General features: G+C 58.8%; 22 protein-coding genes and 1 tRNA gene. 9 read left to right on the top strand and 14 right to left on the bottom strand.

The window, feature by feature from the left end:
• Positions 1 to 2 precede the first annotated feature (2 nt).
• The 8 genes from N6L24_RS10330 to N6L24_RS10295 form a co-directional block, all read right to left on the bottom strand.
• Positions 3 to 647, bottom strand: a complete 645-nt coding sequence (locus tag N6L24_RS10330) for a DsbA family oxidoreductase (protein ID WP_271844601.1) — start codon at positions 645 to 647, stop codon at positions 3 to 5.
• Positions 648 to 730: 83 nt separating this feature from the next.
• Positions 731 to 1,660 carry an AEC family transporter gene (locus N6L24_RS10325; protein ID WP_271844600.1) on the bottom strand — a complete coding sequence of 310 codons (930 nt, stop codon included), beginning with the start codon at positions 1,658 to 1,660 and terminating at the stop codon, positions 731 to 733.
• A 15-nt stretch (positions 1,661 to 1,675) separates the two neighbouring features.
• A complete protein-coding gene (locus N6L24_RS10320) occupies positions 1,676 to 2,476 on the bottom strand; it encodes an MBL fold metallo-hydrolase (RefSeq protein WP_271844599.1) in 801 nt (266 codons plus the stop codon).
• A complete protein-coding gene (locus N6L24_RS10315; protein ID WP_271844598.1) occupies positions 2,473 to 3,279 on the bottom strand; it encodes a TatD family hydrolase in 807 nt (268 codons plus the stop codon). Before N6L24_RS10315 ends, N6L24_RS10320 begins: the two co-directional genes overlap by 4 nt.
• Before the next feature lies 1 nt (position 3,280).
• On the bottom strand, positions 3,281 to 4,402 hold the full coding sequence (locus N6L24_RS10310) for a DNA polymerase III subunit delta' (RefSeq protein WP_271844597.1): 1,122 nt from the start codon (positions 4,400 to 4,402) through the stop codon (positions 3,281 to 3,283).
• The gene (tmk, locus tag N6L24_RS10305) at positions 4,399 to 5,043 is read right to left on the bottom strand and encodes a dTMP kinase (RefSeq protein ID WP_271844596.1); all 645 of its coding nucleotides are present in this window, start codon (positions 5,041 to 5,043) and stop codon (positions 4,399 to 4,401) included. The genes N6L24_RS10310 and tmk overlap by 4 nt, the downstream gene beginning before the upstream one ends.
• Entirely contained in the window at positions 5,040 to 6,206 is a 1,167-nt protein-coding gene (locus N6L24_RS10300) for a D-alanyl-D-alanine carboxypeptidase family protein (RefSeq protein WP_442872594.1), read from the bottom strand. The genes tmk and N6L24_RS10300 overlap by 4 nt, the downstream gene beginning before the upstream one ends.
• Positions 6,207 to 6,228: 22 nt before the next feature.
• On the bottom strand, positions 6,229 to 7,143 hold the full coding sequence (locus tag N6L24_RS10295) for an SPOR domain-containing protein (protein WP_442872593.1): 915 nt from the start codon (positions 7,141 to 7,143) through the stop codon (positions 6,229 to 6,231).
• Between the two features lie 194 nt (positions 7,144 to 7,337).
• Between N6L24_RS10295 and N6L24_RS10290 the strand changes: the two genes are divergently transcribed.
• From N6L24_RS10290 to N6L24_RS10250, 9 genes are all read left to right on the top strand, one after another.
• A tRNA-Ser gene (locus tag N6L24_RS10290) sits at positions 7,338 to 7,427 on the top strand.
• Between the two features lie 226 nt (positions 7,428 to 7,653).
• A complete protein-coding gene (locus N6L24_RS10285) occupies positions 7,654 to 9,045 on the top strand; it encodes a glutamine synthetase family protein (RefSeq protein ID WP_271844594.1) in 1,392 nt (463 codons plus the stop codon).
• Positions 9,045 to 10,346, top strand: coding sequence for an NAD(P)/FAD-dependent oxidoreductase (locus N6L24_RS10280; protein WP_271844593.1), 1,302 nt, complete (start codon positions 9,045 to 9,047; stop codon positions 10,344 to 10,346). Before N6L24_RS10285 ends, N6L24_RS10280 begins: the two co-directional genes overlap by 1 nt.
• Positions 10,347 to 10,593: 247 nt before the next feature.
• The gene (locus N6L24_RS10275) at positions 10,594 to 12,330 is read left to right on the top strand and encodes an ABC transporter substrate-binding protein (protein WP_271844592.1); all 1,737 of its coding nucleotides are present in this window, start codon (positions 10,594 to 10,596) and stop codon (positions 12,328 to 12,330) included.
• 125 nt (positions 12,331 to 12,455) lie between these two features.
• On the top strand, positions 12,456 to 13,517 hold the full coding sequence (locus N6L24_RS10270) for an ABC transporter ATP-binding protein (protein WP_271844591.1): 1,062 nt from the start codon (positions 12,456 to 12,458) through the stop codon (positions 13,515 to 13,517).
• A 9-nt stretch (positions 13,518 to 13,526) separates the two neighbouring features.
• Positions 13,527 to 14,618: an ABC transporter ATP-binding protein gene (locus N6L24_RS10265; protein WP_271844590.1), complete on the top strand. Its 1,092-nt coding sequence runs from the start codon at positions 13,527 to 13,529 to the stop codon at positions 14,616 to 14,618.
• Positions 14,615 to 15,478, top strand: a complete 864-nt coding sequence (locus tag N6L24_RS10260; protein ID WP_271844589.1) for a carbohydrate ABC transporter permease — start codon at positions 14,615 to 14,617, stop codon at positions 15,476 to 15,478. The genes N6L24_RS10265 and N6L24_RS10260 overlap by 4 nt, the downstream gene beginning before the upstream one ends.
• Before the next feature lie 13 nt (positions 15,479 to 15,491).
• Complete coding sequence (locus N6L24_RS10255; RefSeq protein ID WP_271844588.1) at positions 15,492 to 16,289, top strand: carbohydrate ABC transporter permease; 798 nt, start codon at positions 15,492 to 15,494, stop codon at positions 16,287 to 16,289.
• Position 16,290: 1 nt separating this feature from the next.
• On the top strand, positions 16,291 to 16,569 hold the full coding sequence (locus N6L24_RS10250) for a DUF2160 domain-containing protein (protein ID WP_271844587.1): 279 nt from the start codon (positions 16,291 to 16,293) through the stop codon (positions 16,567 to 16,569).
• Positions 16,570 to 16,953: 384 nt separating this feature from the next.
• On the opposite strand, the gene N6L24_RS10245 is transcribed toward N6L24_RS10250, so the two are convergent.
• The 6 genes from N6L24_RS10245 to N6L24_RS10220 form a co-directional block, all read right to left on the bottom strand.
• On the bottom strand, positions 16,954 to 18,066 hold the full coding sequence (locus tag N6L24_RS10245) for a M56 family metallopeptidase (RefSeq protein WP_271844586.1): 1,113 nt from the start codon (positions 18,064 to 18,066) through the stop codon (positions 16,954 to 16,956).
• The gene (locus N6L24_RS10240; RefSeq protein WP_271844585.1) at positions 18,056 to 18,427 is read right to left on the bottom strand and encodes a BlaI/MecI/CopY family transcriptional regulator; all 372 of its coding nucleotides are present in this window, start codon (positions 18,425 to 18,427) and stop codon (positions 18,056 to 18,058) included. Before N6L24_RS10240 ends, N6L24_RS10245 begins: the two co-directional genes overlap by 11 nt.
• Positions 18,428 to 18,598: 171 nt before the next feature.
• Entirely contained in the window at positions 18,599 to 19,294 is a 696-nt protein-coding gene (locus tag N6L24_RS10235; protein WP_271844584.1) for an RraA family protein, read from the bottom strand.
• Positions 19,291 to 19,986 carry an alpha/beta fold hydrolase gene (locus N6L24_RS10230; protein ID WP_271844583.1) on the bottom strand — a complete coding sequence of 232 codons (696 nt, stop codon included), beginning with the start codon at positions 19,984 to 19,986 and terminating at the stop codon, positions 19,291 to 19,293. The genes N6L24_RS10235 and N6L24_RS10230 overlap by 4 nt, the downstream gene beginning before the upstream one ends.
• Positions 19,983 to 21,116 (bottom strand): cobalamin-independent methionine synthase II family protein, encoded by a 1,134-nt coding sequence (locus N6L24_RS10225; protein WP_271844582.1) that lies wholly within the window; start codon positions 21,114 to 21,116, stop codon positions 19,983 to 19,985. The genes N6L24_RS10230 and N6L24_RS10225 overlap by 4 nt, the downstream gene beginning before the upstream one ends.
• Positions 21,117 to 21,136: 20 nt before the next feature.
• A complete protein-coding gene (locus tag N6L24_RS10220) occupies positions 21,137 to 22,105 on the bottom strand; it encodes a cupin (protein ID WP_271844581.1) in 969 nt (322 codons plus the stop codon).
• Positions 22,106 to 22,181: the final 76 nt, after the last annotated feature.

The raw sequence follows: 22,181 nt of genomic DNA, 5'->3' as shown, positions 1-22,181 counted from the left end.
CGTCAGCCTGCCGCTTGGCTGCCCGCCAATTGCGTCAGGAAGCGCCGATAGGTGTCGGTGCCCTGCGCGCCCGTGACCAGATGCTGCCTGTCAAAGATCATGGCAGGCACGCCGGAAATCCCGCGTGAGGCCCAGAAGTCTTCCTTGTTGCGCACTTCATCGGCGAAGCGGCCATCTTGCAGCACCGCCAGCGCCTCAGCGCGATCCAGCCCGATGCCTGCGGCGACATCCGCCAGCACGTCATGCTGCGAGACATCGCGCCCATCAGTGAAATATGCGGCAAACAATGCTTGTTTCAGCGCGTGCGATTTACCTTGTTCTCCGGCCCAATGGATCAGTTGATGCGCCGAAAATGTATTGTAGATGCGGCTGTCATCCGCAAATTTGAAGTCAAAGCCAAGCGTCTCGCCCAGCTCTGTCAAGCGGGTGCGCACCTCTTCGGATTGTTCGGCGGTCGACCCGTATTTTTCGGTGATATGTTCACGCAGGTTTTGGCCCGTGGGTCCCATTTGGGGATTTAGCTCAAATGGATGCCAGTAAATCTCTGCCTCGGTGCCGCTGTCGATGAGCGCCCGCTCTAGCTGTTTGTAGCCGACGATACACCAGGGGCACATCACGTCTGAGACTATGTCAATCCGAAGCGCCATGGGGCATCCCTTTCAACTCAAAAAAATCAAAGTAGCGCGCCTGAGATGGGAGGTGCCGGAGCGCTTTACAAGATGCGCGGCGCTTAAGGCAGGATCTGCAACCAAACGGAAATGGTCAAAATCGAAAAGGCCGTGCCGATCAGCACAGAAGAGGCAGCCACCCGCATGGCGCGGCCATAAAGCGCGGCAAAGAGATAGGCATTCACCCCAGGCGGCATGGTCGCGGTGATCACCGCGGCCCGCAGGGTGTCCTGGGGCAACGACAGCGCGTGCCCCATAGCAAAGGCAATCGTCGGGTGGATGATCAAGGACAGGGCGCAGATGAACAGGATGATGCGGCTGTCACCTTCGCGGCGATAGCGGCGCAAAACGCCGCCAATGCCAAACAGCGCCACTGGCAGGGCGGTGCGGGCCAGCAGATCAAAACTATCGGCAAGCGGCACCGGCACTTGGATGCCCGAAAGGTTGACCGCAAAACCGGCAAAGATGGCGAGGACCAGCATATTATTGAACATGCCGCGCCGCACGGTGTTCAGCGTGGCCAACACGCTTTGTCCCTTGGCGGTGCTAATTTCCATAACGGTGATGCCCAGCCCGTAGCAGAACAAGGAATGCACAGAGATGATGGCGAACATACTGCTGAGCACAGCGTCGCCATAGGCGCGGTCTGCGATGGGCAACCCCAGCAGAAGCGAGTTTGAAAACAGGCAACAGAAACCGATGGCGATGCTGTCCTGAGCAGAGCGCCCAAAGAGCAGCCGCGCGCCCAGGCTTCCGAGAAGAAAGCAACTGCCCGCCCCGGCATAAAAACTGACCAAAAGCGGCCAGTTCATATGCGCCGCGAGATCAAGCGTAGATATGGCGCGAAACAGCAGTGCGGGCACGGCGAGTTTCAGCGCAAAGCGCATCAGCGCGTCAATCATCTGGTCCGTCATGATGCCGCGCCAACGCAGGGCATAGCCCAGACCGATCAACACAAAGACCGGAAGGATTATGTTCAGATTGCCGGCCATGCTGTGCGGATAACGCTAAAGGTCAAACCGCAGCGTCAGACCATCAAAGGCGGGCTGAATATGCGCTGGGGTTTCTGCCGCGACGGTCGCGTAATCAAGATCAATGTGCATGTTGGTCAAGACGGCACTTTCGGGGGCCGCGCGGGCGATCCATTCCAATGCGCGGTCAAGATGCACATGGGTGGGGTGGGGCGTGCGCCGCAGGGCGTCAAGAATCCAGCACTTCAGACCGGACAGCGCGGGCCACACCGGCTCCGGGATTGCCGAGACATCCGGCATATAGGCCACGTCATTGATGCGAAAACCAAGCGCGTCGATGCTGCCGTGTTCCACTTCAAGCGAACGGAAGGTCAGATCGCCGCCCGCCCCAGAAATCGTGACATCACCAGCGATGCTATGCAGATCCAGAATAGGCGGGTAAGGGGAATCGTCGGGCTGCACAAAGGCATAGCCAAACCGCGACAAGAGCGCATCTTGCGTCGGGCCATCCGCCCAGACAGGCACACGTTTGCGCATGTTGAACACCACCATGCGCAGATCGTCGATCCCATGTACGTGATCTGCATGGGCATGGGTGTAAATCACCCCATCAAGCGCACCAATACCCGCGTTCAGCAGCTGTTGCCGCATATCAGGGGATGTATCCACCAGCACGGTTGTGACACCATCGGGGCCCTGACGTTGCACCAGAATAGAACAGCGGCTGCGGCGGTTTTTCGGCTCATGCGGGTCGCAATCCCCCCAATGGCCGCCAAGGCGGGGCACCCCGCCAGAGCTGCCGCAGCCCAGAATGGTTATGATCAGCTGATCGCTCATGCGGCGGCGGCTTTGGGCGTTGCTTTGGAAAACAAGCGCTCAAAATTGCGTTGGGTCTGCGCTGCAAAATCGGCATAGGGCAGGCCAAACAGCTCGGCCCCCATGCGGGCGGTATGAGCGGTATAGGCCGGTTCATTGCGCTTGCCGCGATGCGGCGTCGGCGCAAGATACGGCGCGTCGGTTTCCACGAGGATGCGGTCAATCGGGGCGGCCGCGAAGATATCGCGCACCTCTTGGCTGTTTTTGAAAGTCGCGATGCCGGACATCGACAGGTAAAAGCCCAGATCCAGGCAGCGTTTGGCCAGATCCGGTCCAGAGCAATAACAATGCATCACGCAGGAATAGGCCCCTTTGGCGAATTCACTGCTGAGGATCTGCGCCATATCCTCATCCGCCGCGCGGGCGTGAATGATCAGCGGCAGGCCAGTCTGGCGCGCGGCCTCGATATGGACCAGCAGCGACTCCTGCTGAATGGCCTTGCTGTCCGCGGTATAGTGATAATCCAGCCCGCTTTCACCGATGCCGACAAATTTCGGGTGCTTGGCAAGTGCCACCAGATCTTCGACGCTCACCAGAGGTTCATCCGCCGCGCTCATCGGGTGGGTGCCGGCGGCATAAAACACAGGATCATGGGCCTCGGCGATGGCGCGCACCTGCGGTTCATTGCGCAGCTTGGTGCAGATCGTGACCATGCGCGTCACGCCAGCCGATTTGGCGCGGTCAATCACGGCCTCAAGCTCTCCGTCAAAGTCGGGGAAATCAAGGTGGCAATGGCTATCGGTGATCTGTGGTGCGTCGGTCATCTTACGTCTGGGCGGTTTGTTGTATCTTCCAAACCGTATCCAGCACGAGCGCGGCAGGGTCAAGGTTTACCGACTTACCATGACGGCTGCGCGCGGTGATTTCTGCGGCAACCTCTGCCCATTTGCGGGTTTTTTCAACAGTGGGCGCAAGACGGGCGAACAACGCGGCCTCGCCGGGCGCAACCTCGACCGCAGGGGGCTGGCCGGTGGCCCCGGTGCGCGCCAGGCGGATCAGGAACAGATCAATCAAGTTCAAGAGCTGTTCAAAGCGGTCATCCGCACCGCGCGCCGCGGCCATGTCGGCCAGTTTCAATGCGCGCTGACGATCCAAACCCGGTAAGTCCTGGAACAGCGAGATCAGCGCCGTATAGGTCGCCAACCCTTCCATCTGCGCCAAGCGGATTGCATCACCGATGGACCCGGCCGACAACTCTGACATGGCGGCGCTGGCGTCAGTCTCAACCTCGGCCTGCGCCAGAGCCGCTGCCATATCCTCGGGCTGCAATTGGGTCAGGCGCAATTCTCGGCAGCGCGAACGGATGGTGGGCAACAGCCGCGACGGCTGATGTGAGATCAGCAGGATCGTGGTGTCCGCAGGGGGCTCTTCGAGCAGTTTCAGCAGCGCGTTGGCGGCGCTGGTGTTCATCTCATCTGCGCTGTCCACAATGACGACACGCCGCCCGCCATCTGCCGCAGACAGCGCAAAGAAATTCTTCAATTTGCGAATTTCATCAACAGTGATCTGCGATTTCAGTTTTTTGGTTTTCTCATCATAGGGCCGTTTGACTGAAAACAGCCCCGGTTCCGACCCGGCCTGAATGCGCCGCGCCACCGGGTGCTCGGGGTCAATCTGCAAGCTGGTCGCGATTTGTGGGGCATCGCCAAAGAGACCGCCATCGGACTTGGGCGTCGCCAGCAGAAACCGTGCAATCTGCCAGGCCAGCGTGGCTTTGCCGACGCCGCGCGGGCCGGTGATCAGCCAGCCGTGGTGCAGGCGCTCTGCGTTGAAAGCCTCAAGAAAGGCCGCCTCAGCCGCGCTCTGGCCAAAAAGCTGCAGCGTCTCGCGCGGGTGCGGCGCGCCGGGCAGGCGGTCTGGCTCAGGCAGCTCTTCGCCGGTGCTCATGACAGGTAATCCTCAACCGCCGCTTGGATATCTGCGGCAACGGCCTCTTGGCTCTGCGCGCCATTGATCACGCGGAACCGATCTGAATGCGCTTTGGCCAGCGCCAGAAAGCCGCTGCGCATCTGCGTTTGCAGGTCTTGGCCAAAATCCTCAAAGCGTTCTTCGGTGGTCTGCCGCCCTTTGGCGCGCGCAAGGCCGGTGGCCGGATCCATATCCACCAGAATGGTCAGGTCCGCCTCCCGGCCAATCATCAGATCGTGCAGCGCGTCGACTTCGGCGCGCAAATTGCCGCGCGACAGACCCTGATACATGCGCGTGCTGTCCACAAACCGGTCGCAGATCACGATTTTGCCTGCCGCCAGCGCCGGGTTGATCGTGCGTTCCAAATGGTCGCGGCGCGCGGCGGTAAAGAGCAGAAGCTCGGTCTCGGCCGACCAGCGGTCCGGGTCGCCTTCCAACACCAGCGCACGGATTTCCTCAGCCCCGGTGGAGCCGCCCGGCTCGCGCGTCAGCACCACGTCGTGGCCCTGCGCGCGCAGATGGTCCGCAAGGTGCCGCGTTTGTGTGGATTTCCCAGAGCCGTCGATGCCTTCGAATGTGATGAACACGCCCTGTTGCTTGCCCAGGTTTGTGCCGGTCACGACGCGCCCTCAAGCGAGAGGCCAAGCTGCCCCAAAAGCACCGTGGTCGCGGTGCGCAAACGGACGGCAAAACCGCCGCTGCCCACATCGCTTTCGGCGACAAGCGGCACGCGAATTTCAGGCAAGTCCACGGGTTTCAGCACCAGTTCAGCAATCTGCTGACCTTGCGCAATCGGTGCTTCAAGCGGGCCGTGATAGACCACCTCGGCGGCCACATCATCCTGCCCCAGCACCGGCAGCAGCACATCGACATCGTCGGCCGCGACCAGCCCGACACGTGGGGCATCCCCCATCCAGACATCTGCTGTGGCGACCCGGCGACCAGCGCGCAGCAGTTTGTGTTCGCTGAATTGGCGGAAGGCCCAATTGACGACCTGTTCGGACACTTCAGCGCGGGCGCGCGTGCTTTCCAGCCCGGAAAGCGCAAAGATCACCCGGCGTTGCCCCTGCCGTGCAGAGCCGACCAGCCCATAGCCTGCCTCTTGCGTGTGGCCCGTTTTCAGACCATCCGCACCAATTCCAAGGTTGAGCAGCGGATTGCGGTTCAGCGTGTTCTTTGGGGCCCGCCCGTCAAAGGCAAATTCGGTCTCGGCAAACATGGGGTAAAATTCGGGAAAATCGGTGATCAGCCGGTTGGCCAGTAGCACCAGATCGCGCATCGACATGCGGTGCCCCGCTGCCGGCCAGCCGTTGGAGTTGGCAAAGGTTGAATTGGTCATGCCCAGCTGGCGTGCCCGCAATGTCATCTGCCGGGCAAATCCGGCTTCGGTGCCATCTGGGCTGAGGGTTTCGGCCAACACAACGCATGCGTCGTTGCCCGACAGCACGATGATGCCCCGCAATAGGTCGGCGACCTTCACGCGATCGGTCGTATCCAGAAACATGGTAGAACCGCCATAACTCATCGCATGTTGCGATACCGGCAGCTTTTCTTCCATCGACAGGCGACCATCGCGAATGGCTTCAAACGTCATATAGAGCGTCATCAGTTTGGACATCGACGCAGGCGGCAGCGCCTCATCGGCATTTTTTGCCATCAGGATCGTGCCGGTGGTCTGATCCAGCACAAAGGCCGCTTTGGCGCGGGTTTCAAAACCTGCCGCAGGCAGTGCCAGCAACGCCGAAGCGAAGAGGGCTGCAACAAAACGTTTTGCAGATCGCATGGTCATGCTCTCCTTAAAATCATCAATGGGTCACAGCATAGGCATCGGTAAAGCCCGCTGCGTGAATCTTTTTGATCAAATCGCCGCGCTCCGCCTTTGAGGTGGCGGGGCCAACGAGGACACGCCAGAAGGTCTTGCCCTTGCTGGTCTGCTTTTTGACCGTGGGCACCATGCCAGCGCTGCGCATCTGCGCGGCGGCACCGTTGGCATTGCCTTCGACGCTGAAAATGCCGATTTGAATAAAGGGTTTGGTCAACCCGCTGGCGGCGGGGGCCGCCGGTTTGGGTGCTGCAGGGGCCGGGGGCGTTGCCGCCACCTCTGTTTCGGCGCTGGCCTCGGCGGCATCGATGGCTGCCCCGGCGCTGAGGATCGGATCAAGTGTTTCGGTCTCAACAGTATCGGCGGCTTCGACGCTGTCCTCTTGGGGCACATCCACTGGGGCCTCTTCGCGGCGCAGGGCTGTCACTTCCAACTCAACCGGCTGCCCGGCCAACATCGAGATCGCGGCGGCCGCATCGGAGGACACTTGCAGACGCGGCCCTGGAATGGCGCGTTCGCGGCGGAACAGCGCGCCGATGACGAATTTACCATTGGCCTTGTTGCGGATGATCACCCGCTCCGGATCGGTCACATCCGGGTGCGCGACCCAAACGCCACCAAGGCTGGGGCGCCCATCCCAGAGACCGGCCTCAGAGACCGAGAAAACCTCGGGGGCTTCGACGTCGCGTTCGACAAATTTTGTGGTGGTTGCGGTATTGGTGGTCGCCGTTTCCTCGGCCGGTTTGCGCAGGCTGAAATCTTTCAGCGGCTCGCAGGCGCTGACCGCCACAAGCGCGGTGGCCAAAAGCGCGGCGCGCCCGGCCTGCATGTATGGCTGCTGTCCGCGTGGCAGTCGCCCGCGTTCCTGTGGGGAATGCCCAAGAATATTCTTCGTCATGACGTGCCCTTTGCCTGATATCCGCGCCGATTTTTGACCAGCGTTCTGCCCCGTTTTTCGTGCCTGTCGGCTGGGGATTGAGCGCAGTCTATCGACTGTCAAGCCGCGTGAAAAGGCTGCGCCCCTCCGTCGGCGAAATTTCCCCTAATTCGCCCTTTCAGAATCAATCCGGTGGCATTAGTTCAGTCCGGGTCGGAGAAGTGGCAGAGTGGTTGAATGCACCGGTCTTGAAAACCGACGAGGGTTAACGCCCTCCGTGGGTTCGAATCCCACCTTCTCCGCCATCCCCCATCCGAGAAAACACGATACAGGGTTGGGTGTGGTCCTTTTGGCATCCAAAATCCCCATATTTACGTGCCTGACGCGGGGTGCACCGCGCCGGTCCGCTGATCAGAGCCTGCAAAGTTGCAAAGCAACCCGCATGGCGCTTGCAGGGGCACAGGCACAGCGTCATGATTGATGTAAGACGGCGATTCCTTTGTGGGCGCGGTCAGTTTTGCCAGAGGGCATATGGGGAAGAAAAAACAGAAGATCAAAGATCAGGCCGCATGGTTGCACGCGCTGCCTGAGGCGTTTCAAGACTATCTGAGCGGGGCCCGCCTTGAGGAGGTGGAAATTATCATCCCTGACCTTGCAGGGACCTCGCGTGGCAAGGCCATGCCCGCTTATAAGTTTGACCCCACAGACACCTATTATCTGCCGATATCGCTGTTCTATCAGACCATTTCTGGCGAATACGTCGATATGGAGATTGACCAGCAGTGGATGGAAAAAGACGTGGTGCTGGTGCCGGATATGGCGACAGCGACGGCGGCCCCCTGGGCTGAAGAACCCACGTTGCAGGTGATCTGCGATATGCAATTTCGCGGTGGTGGCCATGTGACGCTGGCCCCGCGCAATGTCCTGCGGCGGGTGCTGGATCTTTACAGCGAGCAGGGGCTGACCCCAGTGGTCGCCCCCGAGCTGGAATTTTACCTGACCAAACCCAATATCGACCCCAATGAGCCGGTCGAACCTCCGGTGGGCCGCACCGGACGTCGGGGGGCAAGCCGTCAGGTCTATTCCATGGCCGCGGTGGATGAATTTGGCCCGATCATCGACACGGTTTATGATTTTGCCGAAGATCAGGGGCTGCGCATTGATACGGTCATTCAGGAAGGCGGGGCCGGGCAGATCGAAATCAACCTGCCGCATGGCGATCCGCTGCAACTGGCGGATCAGGTGTTTCTGTTCAAGCGCACGATCCGCGAGGCCGCGTTGCGCAACGGGGTGTTTGCCACGTTCATGGCCAAACCGATCCGCGATGAGCCGGGCAGCGCCATGCATTTGCATCAATCGGTGCTGGACGCAAAAACCGGGCGCAACATCTTTTCGGACCCAGAGGGCGAAGCCACAGAGGCTTTTGCGCATTTTATCGGCGGCTCGCAGAAATACTTGATGCAGGGCATGCCGCTGCTCGCCCCTTATGTGAATTCCTATCGCCGCATTTCTGGCGAAACCCATAGCGCGCCCTCCAATCTGGAATGGGCCGTGGACAATCGCACCACCGGATTGCGGGTGCCCCATTCTAGCCCCGAAGCGCGGCGGGTGGAGAACCGGGTCATCGGCATGGATTGCAACCCATATCTGGCGATTGCCACCTCGCTTGCCTGTGGTCTCTTGGGGATGCGCAACAAGGTTCAGCCGCGGCAACCGGCCTTGGTCGAAGTATGGGACCCTGAGGATCCGCTGCCAGTCAGTCTGAATGTGGCCTTGGATATCTTTGAAGGGGCCAAAGAGCTGTGGGAAGTTCTGGGCCCTGATTTCTGCCGGCTCTATTACGACATCAAGATCGCAGAAAACGAAGAATATCAGCGCGAAATTTCGCCCTGGGAGCGTCAGCATCTGTTGCTGAATGTCTGATGGATCTTTTGACCGCGAATGATCGGCCCGGCCGCTATCCGCCGTCTTATTATGCAACTGGTGTCAAGGGGCTGCCGAATTGCACTGCGGCACAGGGTCAAATCTCTTGTGACGTCTGCGTCGTGGGCGGTGGCTATACCGGGCTTTCTACCGCGCTCCATCTGGCGCAGCGCGGCTATAAGGTGCACCTGCTTGAGGCGCAGCGCATAGGCTTTGGGGCCTCCGGGCGCAATGGCGGGCAGGTCGGGCAGGGCCAGCGCATTGATCAGATTTCGCTCGAAAAGCGCTATGGGCGCGACAGGGCGGCCGCGCTCTGGCAGATCGGTCGACAGGCGCTGGACAAGGTGCGGGCCCTGTCTGAAACCGATGCGGTGCGAACGCAGTTTCACCCCGGGCTTTTGCATCTGGACCACCGCGCGCGCTATGTGCCACACACCGAAGCCTATGTGCGGCACCTGCAGGACCGCTATGGCGAAGAGGCGATCACGTTTCTGGACAAAGATGCTGCGCGACAGTTGGTGGGCAGCACAGCCTATCACGGCGGGCTGCGTGATCAGCGGGCCGGTCATATTGATCCGTTGCAATTTGCCCTTGGCCTTGGGCGTTTGGCGCAGCGTGCCGGGGCGGTGCTGCATGAACAAAGCCGTGTGATCGGTATTTCGCCGGGCAAGCGCCCTGTGGTCAAAACAGATCGGGCGCAGATCAGCTGTGATTACGTGGTGCTCGGGTGCAACGGCTATCTTGGGGATCTGTCCAGCGCCGTGGCGCGCCATGTGATGCCAATCAACAATTACATCATCGCAACCGCGCCTTTGGCACCGGCTCTGCGCGCCTCGGTGCTGCGCGAAAACCTTGCGGTCGCGGATTCCAAATTTGTGGTGAATTACTTTCGCCTGAGTTCAGATCATCGGCTGCTGTTTGGGGGCAGCGAAAGCTATGGGGATCGCTTTGCCAGCAATATTGCCGCGAAAGTCCGCCGCCCGATGGTGCAGATATTTCCGCAATTGGCGCAGACCCGCATTGATTACGCTTGGGGCGGCACCCTGGCGATCACGCGCACGCGCCTGCCGGATTTCAGGCGGGTGGCTGGCAATATCTTCAGCATGTCCGGCTATTCCGGTCACGGGCTCGCGCTTGGGACGCTGGCCGGGGAAATCGCTGCCGAAGCCATCGCCGGGCAGGCCGAGCGCTTTGATATTATGGCGCAGGTTGTTCCGCCAGCGATGCCGGGCGGCGCGCGGTTTCGATTGCCTTTGCTGACTCTGGCGATGCTCTGGTACCGTCTGCGCGATCGAATGTGAGCAAAATGCCGTGTGATTCTCGGCCGGATCTCAAGGCGTGATTTCATATGATGTTGTAATTTGCTCAAATGAATGTCGCCGAATGTCGCACTCGTCTATGGTGTATAACTGTTTGAATTCAAGTGGTTGAAAATGTGACGTGAGGGCACGAGGTCTGTCTACTAATTTATTAGTTGACGTATTACCCCGGTTTTGCAAACGTTATGTAACCGGTTGAATGCCGGGTTCGTAAAATTGGGAGGAAAAGATGCGGACGTATCTTCTTTCCGCTGTTGCAGCTGCGGCTGTGATTGCGGGCACACACTCGCTTTATGCCGATGAAGCGGCGGCAAAGCGTTGGATCGATACCGAATTCCAGCCATCTACGCTCAGCAAAGATGAGCAGATGTCTGAAATGCAATGGTTCATCAAAGCAGCAGAGCCGTATGCCGGCATGGAAATCAACGTGCTTTCCGAAGGCATTCCAACGCATGGCTACGAAGCCGAAGTGCTGACCAAAGCCTTTGAGGAAATCACCGGGATCAAGGTGAACCACCAGATCCTTGGCGAAGGCGAAGTGGTGCAAGCTGTGCAAACACAGATGCAGACCAAGCGGAACCTCTATGATGGCTATGTGAACGACTCCGATCTGATCGGTACGCACTCGCGCCTGCAGCTGGCCTATAACCTCAGCGACATGATGGCTGGCGAGTGGTCTGGCGTAACCTCGCCAACGCTTGATCTGGATGACTTCATGGGCACCCAGTTTACCACGGGTCCGGACGGCGATCTTTATCAGCTGCCAGATCAGCAATTTGCGAACCTCTACTGGTTCCGCAAGGACTGGTTTGACCGCGAAGACCTGAAAGCGGCCTTCAAAGAAAAATACGGCTACGAGCTGGGTGTTCCGGTCAACTGGTCGGCCTACGAAGATATCGCTGAATTCTTTAGCAAAGATGTCAAGGAAATCGACGGCACAACCATCTATGGCCACATGGATTACGGCAAACGCGCCCCGGATTTGGGCTGGCGGATGACCGATGCTTGGTTGTCTATGGCGGGTGCTGGTTCGAAAGGTGAACCAAACGGTGTGCCAATCGACGAATGGGGCATCCGCATGGAAGAAGGCTCCTGTAACCCAGCTGGTGCAAGCGTCACCCGTGGCGGCGCAGCAAACGGCCCAGCGGCTGTTTATGCGATCCGTAAGTGGGATGAATGGCTGCGGAATTACGCCCCTCCAGGTGCGGCGTCCTTTGACTTCTACCAATCCCTGCCAGCGCTGTCGCAAGGCAACGTGGCGCAGCAGATCTTCTGGTATACCGCCTTCACCGCAGACATGGTGAAACCGCAGTCCGAAGGCAACAACACTGTGGATGCCGAGGGCAACCCACTGTGGCGCATGGCCCCATCCCCGCATGGTCCTTATTGGGAAGAAGGCCAGAAGGTTGGTTATCAGGATGTTGGCTCTTGGACCTTCCTGAAATCCACCCCATCCGAGCGCGCGCAGGCGGCATGGCTCTATGCACAGTTCGTGACATCCAAGACTGTGGACGTGAAAAAATCTCACGTTGGTCTGACCTTTGCCCGTGACTCTTCGGTGAACCATGCGTCCTTTACCGAGCGCGCACCAAAGCTGGGTGGTCTGGTTGAATTCTACCGCTCGCCGGATCGTGTGGCTTGGTCGCCAACCGGGATCAACGTTCCTGATTATCCAAAGCTGGCCCAAATCTGGTGGCAGCAGATTGGCGACGTAAACTCCGGTGCCTTCACGCCGCAAGAGGCGATGGACCGTCTGGCTGAGGAAATGGATATCACCATGGCGCGTATGCAGCGTGCGGACGAAGCCCAGAACGTCTATGGCGGCTGTGGTCCACGTCTGAACGAAGAACGCGACGCAGAATGGTGGTTTGCCAACGGCGGTGCCAAGCCCAAGCTGGACAACGAAAAACCACAGGGTGAAACCGTAAACTACGACGATCTCGTGGCCCGCTGGAGCGGCAACTGATCATCGCGTCACTCAGACAACTCTCCCCGTTTGTCTGACGCGGGCTGGGGCCATCACGGCCCCAGCCACTTGCCGACCGGACGGCGGCTCCCTTCAAATACACTCTCTCTTCGAAAAGGTGCGCTATGGCACTTGTACTTAAAAACCTGACCAAGGTTGTGCGCGGGGTTACGCATATCAAACCCACCAGCCTGACGTTGAAGAAAGGTCATTTCAACGTCTTGCTGGGCGAAACCGGCGCAGGGAAAACCTCGCTCATCAAGATGATGGCTGGCATTGATCCCGTCGCTGATGGCCGGCTGCTGATGGAAGGCACCGACATCACCGATCTCAGCACGCAAAAGCGGCGCATCAGCCTCGTGCATCAGTTCTTTGTGAACTACCCGCATATGACCGTCTTTGATAATATCGCCTCACCGCTGCGCGTGGCTGGCATGGCCAAATCGGAAATCGAAGGCAGGGTCGGCGAAGCTGCCGACATCCTGAAGCTTGGCCCGATGCTGCATCGGCGGCCGCATGAATTGTCCGGGGGGCAACAACAGCGCTGCGCCCTGGCGCGGGCAATTGCCAAGGACAGCCAGGCCGTCTTTCTGGATGAGCCTTTGGCCAACCTGGATTACAAACTGCGCGAAGAGCTGCGCGAAATGCTGCCCGAACTTTTCGCCGGGCGAGGCGCGGTGGTGGTTTATGCCACCTCAGAGCCGGAAGAAGCCCTGCTGCTGGGCGGGGAAACCGCATTGATGGTCGATGGTCAGGTCGCGCAATTTGGCCCCACGGCCGAGATCTATCGCGCCCCGGCATCGCTGACAGCAGCGCAGGTCTTTTCCGATCCGCCGATCAACCACGCCACGGTCCAAAAGACTGGCGGCCAGTTCCGCCTTGGCGATGTCAAATGGGACGCCGGTGCAAAGGCCGCGGGCCTTGCGGATGGGCGCTATACCGTTGCGATCCGGCCCAACCATGTGTTGCCGTTTGCGACCGACGCCGCGCGCACCGCGCTTGTCGGGCGCGTTGGGGTGACGGAACTTTCCGGATCAGAAAGCTCGGCGCATTTTGAGTTTGGCGACAACGGTTGGGTGTCGCTGGCGCATGGCACGCACCCCTATCGTTTGGGCGAAGATCACACATTCTACATGAACACCGATGCCTGCCTTTACTTTGCGGCTGATGGCAGCCGGGCGGCCTAGGGGGACAATATGGCCAAGATTACTCTCAAAAACCTCAGACATTCCTATTTCCCCGCACCAAAGGGGCCAGAGGATTATGCGCTGAAAGAAGTTGACCTGGATTGGCAAGACGGCGGGGCCTATGCGCTGCTGGGGCCATCGGGCTGCGGTAAGTCGACATTGCTCAACATTATTTCAGGGCTGCTGGTGCCGTCCGAAGGGCAAATCCTGTTTGATGGCAATGACATGACCACCGCGACGCCGGATCAGCGCAATATTGCGCAGGTGTTTCAGTTCCCCGTGATCTACGACACGATGACGGTTTATGAAAACCTGGCGTTTCCCTTGAAAAACAGGGGTGTGGATGCCGCTACCATCGACAAACGTGTGCGCGAAATCGCGGAGATGCTGGAAGTCACCGACATGCTCGACCGCCGCGCCGCGGGGCTTTCGCCGGACAACAAACAGAAAATCTCGATGGGGCGGGGCCTTGTGCGGGATGATGTGAATGTCGTCATGTTCGATGAACCGCTGACCGTGATCGACCCGCATCTGAAATGGAAGCTGCGCACCAAGCTCAAAGAACTGCACCAGCGGGTGGGGCGCACGATGATCTATGTGACCCACGACCAGACCGAGGCGCTGACATTCGCTGATCAGGTTGTGGTGATGGAGCTGGGCGAAGTGGTGCAAGTCGGCACCCCGGTTGAGCTGTTTGAACGGCCCGCGCATACTTTTGTGGGGCATTTTATCGGCTCACCCGGCATGAACGTTCTTCCGGCGGAAATGCGCAATGGCACGGCCCATTTTTATGGCCATCCTGTTGCGCTGGAAGGGCCGATAAAATCCGGCACATCCGGCAAATTAGAGATCGGCATTCGGCCTGAGTTCGTGTCGCTTTCTGACACCGGGATCGAGGCGCATGTGCGCAAGGTTTCAGACGTGGGCCGGCACATCGTGGTCGAGGTCGAAGTCGGAGAGCACCGCGTTTCCGCGATCTTAAACGGCAACCCGCCCGCCAAAGGCGACATCGTGCATCTGCAATTTCAGCAAAATCAAACCCGCCTTTATGCCGATGGCTGGCTGGCAACTGATATTGCGTCACAGGAGGACGCGGCATGAAAACCGAAAATCAAAAGGCATGGTTCTTTGTCCTGCCCGTTCTGCTGCTTGTCGCGTTTAACGCGCTGATCCCGATGATGACGGTGGTCAATTATTCGGTACAGGAAACCTTTGGCGACAACCTGTTCTTCTGGGAAGGCTTGGGCTGGTTTGAACAAATCCTGCGCTCAGATCGGTTCCACGCCGCATTGGGCCGTCAGTTTATGTTCACGGCGCTTATCCTGATCATCGAGGTGCCGCTGGGCATTGCCATTGCGCTGTCGATGCCGCGCAAAGGCTTTTGGGTGCCGGTCTGCCTGGTCCTTATGGCATTGCCGATGCTGATCCCATGGAATGTTGTGGGCGCGATGTGGAACATCTTTGCGCTGCCTGACATTGGCCTTTTGGGCTATTTCCTGAACCATGTTCTGGGCATCAACTATGACATGACCCAAGATCCGGTGGCGGCCTGGGTGACGATCATCACAATGGACGTCTGGCATTGGACATCACTGGTGGTGCTCTTGGCCTATGCCGGGCTCGTCTCGATCCCTGACGCCTATTATCAGGCGGCCAAGATCGATGGCGCCAGCAATTGGAGCGTCTTTCGCTTTATCCAGCTGCCCAAGATGAAGAATGTTCTGACCATCGCGATCCTGTTGCGGTTCATGGACAGTTTCAACATCTACACCGAACCTTTCGTGCTGACGGGCGGCGGGCCGGGCAATTCGACCACGCTGCTGTCGATTGATCTGGTGAAAATCGCCTTGGGTCAGTTTGACCTTGGCCCTGCGGCGGCGATGTCTCTGATTTATTTTGCAATCACGCTTTTGGTGTCTTGGCTGTTCTACACGCTGATGACCAAAGACGATCTGAACTAAGGAGGGCGATCACATGCAAAAACGATCTCTCGTTCCCATTCTCTACATCTTCTTCCTGATGCTGCCCATCTACTGGCTCGTCGCGATGAGTTTTAAGACCACCAATGAAATCCTCTCTGGCTTTTCATTGTTCCCGCAGACCTTCACGCTAGAGGCCTATAAGACGATTTTCACCGATCCGACCTGGTATTGGGGTTACATCAACTCGATCCTCTATGTGTCTATCAACACAGTGATTTCGATCACCGTCGCGCTGCCTGCGGCCTATGCGTTCAGCCGCTATCGCTTTCTTGGCGACAAGCAGCTGTTTTTCTGGCTGCTGACCAATCGAATGGCCCCGGCGGCTGTCTTTGCGCTGCCATTCTTTCAGCTTTATTCCGCTGTTGGCATCTTTGACACGCATCTTGCCGTGGCGCTGGCGCATTGTCTCTTTAACATCCCGCTGGCGGTCTGGATTTTGGAAGGCTTCATGGGCGGCGTCCCAAAAGAGCTGGACGAGACGGCCTTTGTTGATGGCTATTCTTTCCCGCGCTTCTTTGTGTCGATCTTTATTCCGACCATCAAAGCCGGCGTCGGGGTCGCGGCCTTCTTCTGCTTCATGTTCTCATGGGTGGAACTGCTGCTGGCCAAAACACTAACGGCAGTTGCCGCCAAACCCATTGCGGCAACGATGACCAAAACCGCCTCAAGCGCGGGCTATGAGCTGGGGCTGCTGGCGGCTGCGGGCACCCTGACCATCGTGCCGGGGGCCATCGTGATCTATTTCGTGCGCAATTATATCGCGAAGGGCTTCGCGATGGGGAGGGTTTGATATGCTGAGTTGGATGGCATGGACTTGGCCGACAGCGGCCGTTTTCATCGGGATTTTCAGCGCCATTGGCATTCTGGTGATGCTGGAAATCCGCAACCCGGGGGGCGACGAACGCCAAGGCATTCTGGGCCTCACCACCACGCGCGGGGATCGCCTGTTCCTGACCTGCCTGGGCACAAGCTATATTTTCCTGATCTGGATTGGCCTTTTTGGCATGCCGCTCTGGGTGCCGCTGGGACTGGCCATTCTGTGGGGGATCATCGCGTTCTGGAAAGTCTAACCCCCGACTTTAGGCTTTCTACACTGGCCCGGCTTTTCCGGGCCATTTTTTGTTGTTGGACCGTCGTCATGTGCGGTTCAGGCAAATGCACAGGAAAGCGTTCGCTTGGGAGCAGGAAGCAATCGGGCAGGTTAAAAAACAAACCTAGCTCGCGGCTTCAATCGGTGACGCGACTAAAGCTTGGGTCCTGCTGCAAGGGCGGCAAACCCGCCCTTAGAACCGCGCACATAACCCTGCACCCCCGGCCAGGCCCATATTGCGATCGACGCTACCTTTGGCCATTCATACGCGCTGGAGCGGTCAAATCGAGAATGCGGCAGCGGGCGGTTTCAGCGCCATTTGTTTGTCACGTTTGATTGGGGTGCGGTGTGGCGACCTGCTGGCTTACCAGCTGCGCTGCGCCAGCGTGTTCAGCTCGTTCAGCCGATCCAAATTCGCGACGGTCGACAGCATGATGCGATCATGGCTCCATTCTGGTGGCTCGGCCAATGCGGCGGCACCAAACAGCACACCGACGGCCATCATCAGCGACAGCGCAAAGGCAAACCATATCGTCTCTCGCTTGGGATCTTCTTGATCATGTGCAATCGCCAAGATCCGTTCTTTCAAGATCGAGCGATGCCCCTTGAACAGGATATTGCGCCCGGCCAGCGGCACGCCCAAGGCGGTGGGCTGGGCGGGATTGCTCAGGTTTTGTTTGGCAAGGGTCAACAGACGCAGGGAATAGCCATGGGCGTCAAAGCCGCTGCGCGCCAGATAGGCGCGATCACAGGCCAGCTCGCCCAGCTTACGCAGGCGGCTTGACAGGAACCAAAAGCCGGGGTTGAGCACCACAAGCGGCGAGAGGATCGACATCAAGACCTCTGCATCGACATCACCTTGCCGGATATGTTGCATTTCATGCCCAAGCGCCATCTGCATGGCCCGGCGATCGCCGCTAAAGCTTTGCGGGATCACAACGTAGTAAAACCACAGCCCACGGGTCGAATAGGGCACTGTGATATGTGGGCTCATGATCAGTTTCATGCGGCGCGATCGATGAATGACCCAGCCCTGGCGGATGGATCGACGCACGCGCCATAGGTTCACCAGAATATAGGCCGCGCGCAGGATCAGGGCGGTCAGAAATACCGCGATCACCAGCTGCGCCGTTACGGACCGGCCGGTGGTCAGATGTTCCATCACACGCGCCTTGATCTGAAAGAGGTTGTTCATCTCAATCGCAGAGATGCCAATATTGCCCTTCAAGACCTGCGCCACAATCACATCAGTGGCATTCACCGAGGCGGCATAAGACGTTTTGGACAGGTACGGCATGATGAAGGGCAGGCTGCCCAGGCAGGCAATGGTCGCGACACCCAAACGGCGTCGCGTCAGATAATGCCGCCGGTTGCCAGACAGCAACAGCAGGCCTTCGAACACTGCAAAGACCAGTGCCGCCAACAGGATCATGAGCTGAACCCAGATCGCCCCCCCTACGATTTGATCAACCGTCATCCTTTCTGATCCTTGTATCAATGATCTCTTTTATTTCCTGGATCATTTCGTCCGTCAAATCTTCGTTATCCACCAATCGCGCGACCAGCGCTGTTGGCGTTCCTCCAAACAAAGAATCTGACAAATTTTTGAGGGACCGCCCCTCATAGTCTGCTCGTTGCACAACAGGGCTGTAGATCAGGCTGCGGTCTTGGCGTTCTGATCTGGCATAGCCCTTGTCTTCCAAGATCTTCAAGACCGTGGCGACCGACGTATATGCGCGTTTGGTTTCGCCCGTAACGGCGGCCATGACATCACGCACGGAACCTTTCCCGATCTCCCAAAGGGCGACCATGAATTCAAGTTCAACATCCGTAAGCATTTCACTGCGTCGCCGCACCAAGGCTCTACTCCACATATATCTACTACGGTTTTAGTACATGAATTTTCGCGCGATGGGAAGGGGCATGATTTGGCCCACCCGGAATGCGAAGAAGCGCAGGTTGCCCTGCGCTTTTCTGGTTGGTCTGTCCGGGCGTGTTACACCGCTGTGTCAGGTCCGTGCGGCCTCAAACGCGCTCCAGGCGGCGCGGAAGGCGTCGATGTCAAACCCGTCTTTGGTGGCGGCATCCAAAATGATGCGCTCAGTCTGCATCAGCTTTTGAATGGCGGCTTCCAGATCCGGGATCACCTCGGGTGGGATCACAATTGCGCCGTGGCGATCCGCATGCACCAGGTCGCCCTCCTTGACGCGCATGCCAAAGATTTCCACTTCGGTGCCAATCTCTTTGACATGCACAAACCCGTGGCTCGGCCCAACAGAGCCGGCAATCACCGGATAGCCCTCCGGGACATCCCCGAGATCACGCATCACCCCATTGGTCAGCGTGCCTTCAATGCCAAACCCCTTGTGGATCGACACGTTGATTTCACCCCAATACGCGCCGATGCAGTCGGGGTAATCGACGTCCTCAACCACGCAGACCGAAGGTTTGGGGCCGCTGGCCATATGTTCGTAATAGGCCATGCGACGGGCCTTGATGACCTCTGGGGCTTCGGTTGGCGGATTGACCGCCGCGATTTTCGCAGTGCGGGCATAGCCGACGATCGCGCCGTCTTCGGGGGCAGAACTCAGCATGGTGCCGCGAGTGAACTGGTTAAATCCGCGTTTGCCCTGGGCCACTTCGATGGCATTGCAAACAGTGGGCGTATCAACAGAGCGCATCAGCGCCAATAGGGACGGGGTCATAGGGCCTCCAGCCAGCGGCCGAGCGCCGCGTTTGTGTCTTCGGGTTGTTCCAGCGTCGGCAGATGTCCGGCGCCTTCGATGATTTCCAGGGTGCTGTTTGCCAGCAGTTCGTGCATCAAAGTGTGGCGCTCGACCGGGCAAAGCGTATCGGCGCGTCCGCACAGCACCAGCGCCGGGCCACCATAGCCGCGCAGCGTTTCGCATTGATCGGGACGCTCGCGCAGGGCGATGGATTGGCGCACAAAAACCTCTGGCCCCAGATCTTCGGCCATGGCCATGCAAAGATCGAGGATCGCGCCCAGATTGGGGCCATCGGCCAAGTAATTCGGTTTCATTTCATCGCGCATCACCTGCCGCAGCTGCCCGTTCTTGGCCGCCGCGATCTGCGGCGTGCGGCGGGCTTTGGCCTCTGGGGTTTCAGCGCGCGGGTTGGTGTCCATAAGCGCCACGCCTGCGATACGTTCCGGGGCCTGCCGCATAAGCTCCATCGCGACGATGCCGCCCATGGACAGACCGGCCAGCGCAAAGCGCGGCGGCGCGGTACGCAGGATGTCAGCGGCCAGCGCGGCCATGCTGTCCTGCGCGCCCAGCGGGTAGCACATCAGGGGTCTCTGCCCGGAAAACGCCGCGATCTGCGGCTGAAACAGCCGCGCATCACACATCATACCGGGCAGAAAAATCAGCGGTGTCACAGGCGCTCCGAAGCGAGGGCGGCACCCTCTGACAAGGCTTTGAGCTTGGCGTAGGCAATCGACGGGTCAATTGCGCCAAAGCCTGCAAAGGTGCCAAAGCCGCAGTCGCTGCCCGCGATCACACGGTCCGCGCCGACAATATCGGTGAAACGTTCGATCCGTTGGGCCACCAGTTCGGGGTGCTCAATGAAGTTGGTGGTGGTGTCAACGACGCCGGGCACCAGCACTTTGCCCTCTGGAATGTCGGCCTTGCGGTCGCGGAAGGTTGTCCATTCATGCGCGTGGCGTGGGTTTGAGGTGTCAAATAGCACATAGCGCGCCTTGGTCGACATCAGCGTGGTGAACACCTTGTCCATCGGGATGTCGCAGCAATGCGGGCCTTCGTAATTGCCCCAGCAAATATGCACACGCACCTTGTCCTCGGGCACGTTTTGCAGCGCATGGTTCAGCGCTTCGACATGCATATTGGCGATTTTCAGAAATTCTGCGTCGCTCAGATCGTTGAACAGCATGTGCCGCGACAGCGCCAGATCTGGGCAGTCCAATTGCAGATGCAATCCCGAGGCGACGATGGTTTCATATTCGTCCTTCATAGCGTCCGCCAAAGCCGCCAGATAGGCTTCGCGGTTTTTATAGAAATCATTCTGCAAAAACAGCGAGATTACACCGGGGGAGGCGGCGTTCATGAACCCCTGTTCAATCCCCTGATCGGTCAGTGCCGATTTGAGGTTGGCGATGTCTTTCTTAAGCTCGTCCTGCCCTTTGGAGCGCACTTCGCCCGTGCACATCGGCCGGGCATATTGCGGGGTGCCGCCATCATCTGCCAGTCGCTCAAGAAAGCTGGGGAACATCTTTAGGTCCGCAGGCGCGTTGCGCGGGCTATCGCCGGAAAAGCCGGTGTAGCGGTCTTTGACATATGTCGCATAAGAGATCTTGGATGTTTCGCCATCGCTGGCGATATCAACCCCGGCCTCTTTTTGCTGGCGCACGGTTTCGGCCACGGCCTTTGTCATGCAGGCATCAAAGGCCGCCTGATCGAAGGGTTTTTCATTTTCACGCGCAAAGATGAAATCAACGACATCTTGCGTGCGGGGCAGAGAGCCCACATGGGTTGTTTTGATCTTGGCCATATGGGCTCTCCGTTCTTATCTTAGTTGCCGGTCCAGGTCGGGCCTGCCGGATCATCTGTGGCGGTGATGCGGTATAGACCTGCAGTCCCAGTCATGGAAGGCGCAACCGAATAGCTTTCGCCCGGCAGCACCAGGGCAGTGTCGCCGTTTGACAAAGTGGTGGTGACGTCCTCGATGCTGATGCGCCAATGACCGCTTGCCGGCATCAGAACCACCGGTTTGTCAGCCTTTACCGCGGTCTCAACCGCAGAGCCGCGGCTCAGGAAATCAACCTCAAAGCCCGGCTTGTCTTTGATCATACCGTTTTCACCAATAACCACCGCAGGTTTCTTGGCCGAAAGCGCCATCAGATCCCAGAAACGGGCGATGTAGGTGCCCACCACATCTTCGACCGGGACCTCTGGGTAGTTCTTCAGCTCGTCTTCGGTCAGAAGTGGCATCGGTCCCACGTTGTGGGGCAGGGTCTGTCCTTTCTTGCTGTCATAGAGCACGCCGTTTTCCCCAAGCACGAGGCCATGGGCCTGCGCGTCCTCAATGACCTGCGGGGCCCAGGTGACACCGCCGCCAGCGTCATCGCCGCCGAGCATCGACATGATCATGCCGTAGTCCTGGCCGACGTTCTCAAAGCCGCGGAAGATTCCGGTTGGGATGTTAAAGATATCGCCTTCCTCGGCGATGAATTCGCCCGCAGTGCCATAGCGCCCCCAGAAAAAGCGCCAGCGGCCCTTGGCCACGAAAAAGACTTCGGCCGTGGTGTGAGAATGCAGCGAGTTGCGGCATTTGGGCGGTTGACCCGCCGCGCCGATGTTAAAGCCGATCTTGTCGGTGATATGCACGTGCTGATCGGGGCTTTCGGACACGCCGCCGCCGATGATGGTGAAGTTTTCCTTTTGGTCGCTGCCCGGTGTGTGGGCGTCGATGAAGGCGGTTTTGCAGGGCTGCAGCTCGCCGTAACGGACGATGCGGCTTTGGATCGAAGAATTGGTCATGTCATGTACCTTTGTGGTTGTGGATCTGAATGGCCCCAGGGCCGGTGGGTTCAGATCCCGCGTCCGGGCGGGCGCA

This window comes from Cognatishimia sp. SS12 (genome assembly GCF_028369055.1).
Taxonomy (GTDB): Bacteria; Pseudomonadota; Alphaproteobacteria; order Rhodobacterales; family Rhodobacteraceae; genus Cognatishimia.
This window is presented reverse-complemented; position numbering and strand designations above follow the sequence as displayed.

What these genes read in the sequence shown, in the direction of transcription:
- N6L24_RS10265 (WP_271844590.1), top strand. Translation starts at nt 13,527, where the DNA reads ATGGCCAAGATTACTCTCAAAAACCTCAGACATTCCTATTTCCCCGCA.
- N6L24_RS10245 (WP_271844586.1), bottom strand. Translation starts at nt 18,066, where the DNA reads ATGACGGTTGATCAAATCGTAGGGGGGGCGATCTGGGTTCAGCTCATG.
- N6L24_RS10330 (WP_271844601.1), bottom strand. Translation starts at nt 647, where the DNA reads ATGGCGCTTCGGATTGACATAGTCTCAGACGTGATGTGCCCCTGGTGT.
- N6L24_RS10225 (WP_271844582.1), bottom strand. Translation starts at nt 21,116, where the DNA reads ATGGCCAAGATCAAAACAACCCATGTGGGCTCTCTGCCCCGCACGCAA.
- N6L24_RS10255 (WP_271844588.1), top strand. Translation starts at nt 15,492, where the DNA reads ATGCAAAAACGATCTCTCGTTCCCATTCTCTACATCTTCTTCCTGATG.
- N6L24_RS10325 (WP_271844600.1), bottom strand. Translation starts at nt 1,660, where the DNA reads ATGGCCGGCAATCTGAACATAATCCTTCCGGTCTTTGTGTTGATCGGT.
- N6L24_RS10295 (WP_442872593.1), bottom strand. Translation starts at nt 7,143, where the DNA reads ATGACGAAGAATATTCTTGGGCATTCCCCACAGGAACGCGGGCGACTG.
- N6L24_RS10285 (WP_271844594.1), top strand. Translation starts at nt 7,654, where the DNA reads ATGGGGAAGAAAAAACAGAAGATCAAAGATCAGGCCGCATGGTTGCAC.
- N6L24_RS10235 (WP_271844584.1), bottom strand. Translation starts at nt 19,294, where the DNA reads ATGACCCCGTCCCTATTGGCGCTGATGCGCTCTGTTGATACGCCCACT.
- N6L24_RS10275 (WP_271844592.1), top strand. Translation starts at nt 10,594, where the DNA reads ATGCGGACGTATCTTCTTTCCGCTGTTGCAGCTGCGGCTGTGATTGCG.
- N6L24_RS10280 (WP_271844593.1), top strand. Translation starts at nt 9,045, where the DNA reads ATGGATCTTTTGACCGCGAATGATCGGCCCGGCCGCTATCCGCCGTCT.
- N6L24_RS10250 (WP_271844587.1), top strand. Translation starts at nt 16,291, where the DNA reads ATGCTGAGTTGGATGGCATGGACTTGGCCGACAGCGGCCGTTTTCATC.
- N6L24_RS10315 (WP_271844598.1), bottom strand. Translation starts at nt 3,279, where the DNA reads ATGACCGACGCACCACAGATCACCGATAGCCATTGCCACCTTGATTTC.
- N6L24_RS10310 (WP_271844597.1), bottom strand. Translation starts at nt 4,402, where the DNA reads ATGAGCACCGGCGAAGAGCTGCCTGAGCCAGACCGCCTGCCCGGCGCG.
- N6L24_RS10240 (WP_271844585.1), bottom strand. Translation starts at nt 18,427, where the DNA reads ATGCTTACGGATGTTGAACTTGAATTCATGGTCGCCCTTTGGGAGATC.
- N6L24_RS10270 (WP_271844591.1), top strand. Translation starts at nt 12,456, where the DNA reads ATGGCACTTGTACTTAAAAACCTGACCAAGGTTGTGCGCGGGGTTACG.
- N6L24_RS10300 (WP_442872594.1), bottom strand. Translation starts at nt 6,206, where the DNA reads ATGCGATCTGCAAAACGTTTTGTTGCAGCCCTCTTCGCTTCGGCGTTG.
- N6L24_RS10220 (WP_271844581.1), bottom strand. Translation starts at nt 22,105, where the DNA reads ATGACCAATTCTTCGATCCAAAGCCGCATCGTCCGTTACGGCGAGCTG.
- N6L24_RS10260 (WP_271844589.1), top strand. Translation starts at nt 14,615, where the DNA reads ATGAAAACCGAAAATCAAAAGGCATGGTTCTTTGTCCTGCCCGTTCTG.
- N6L24_RS10320 (WP_271844599.1), bottom strand. Translation starts at nt 2,476, where the DNA reads ATGAGCGATCAGCTGATCATAACCATTCTGGGCTGCGGCAGCTCTGGC.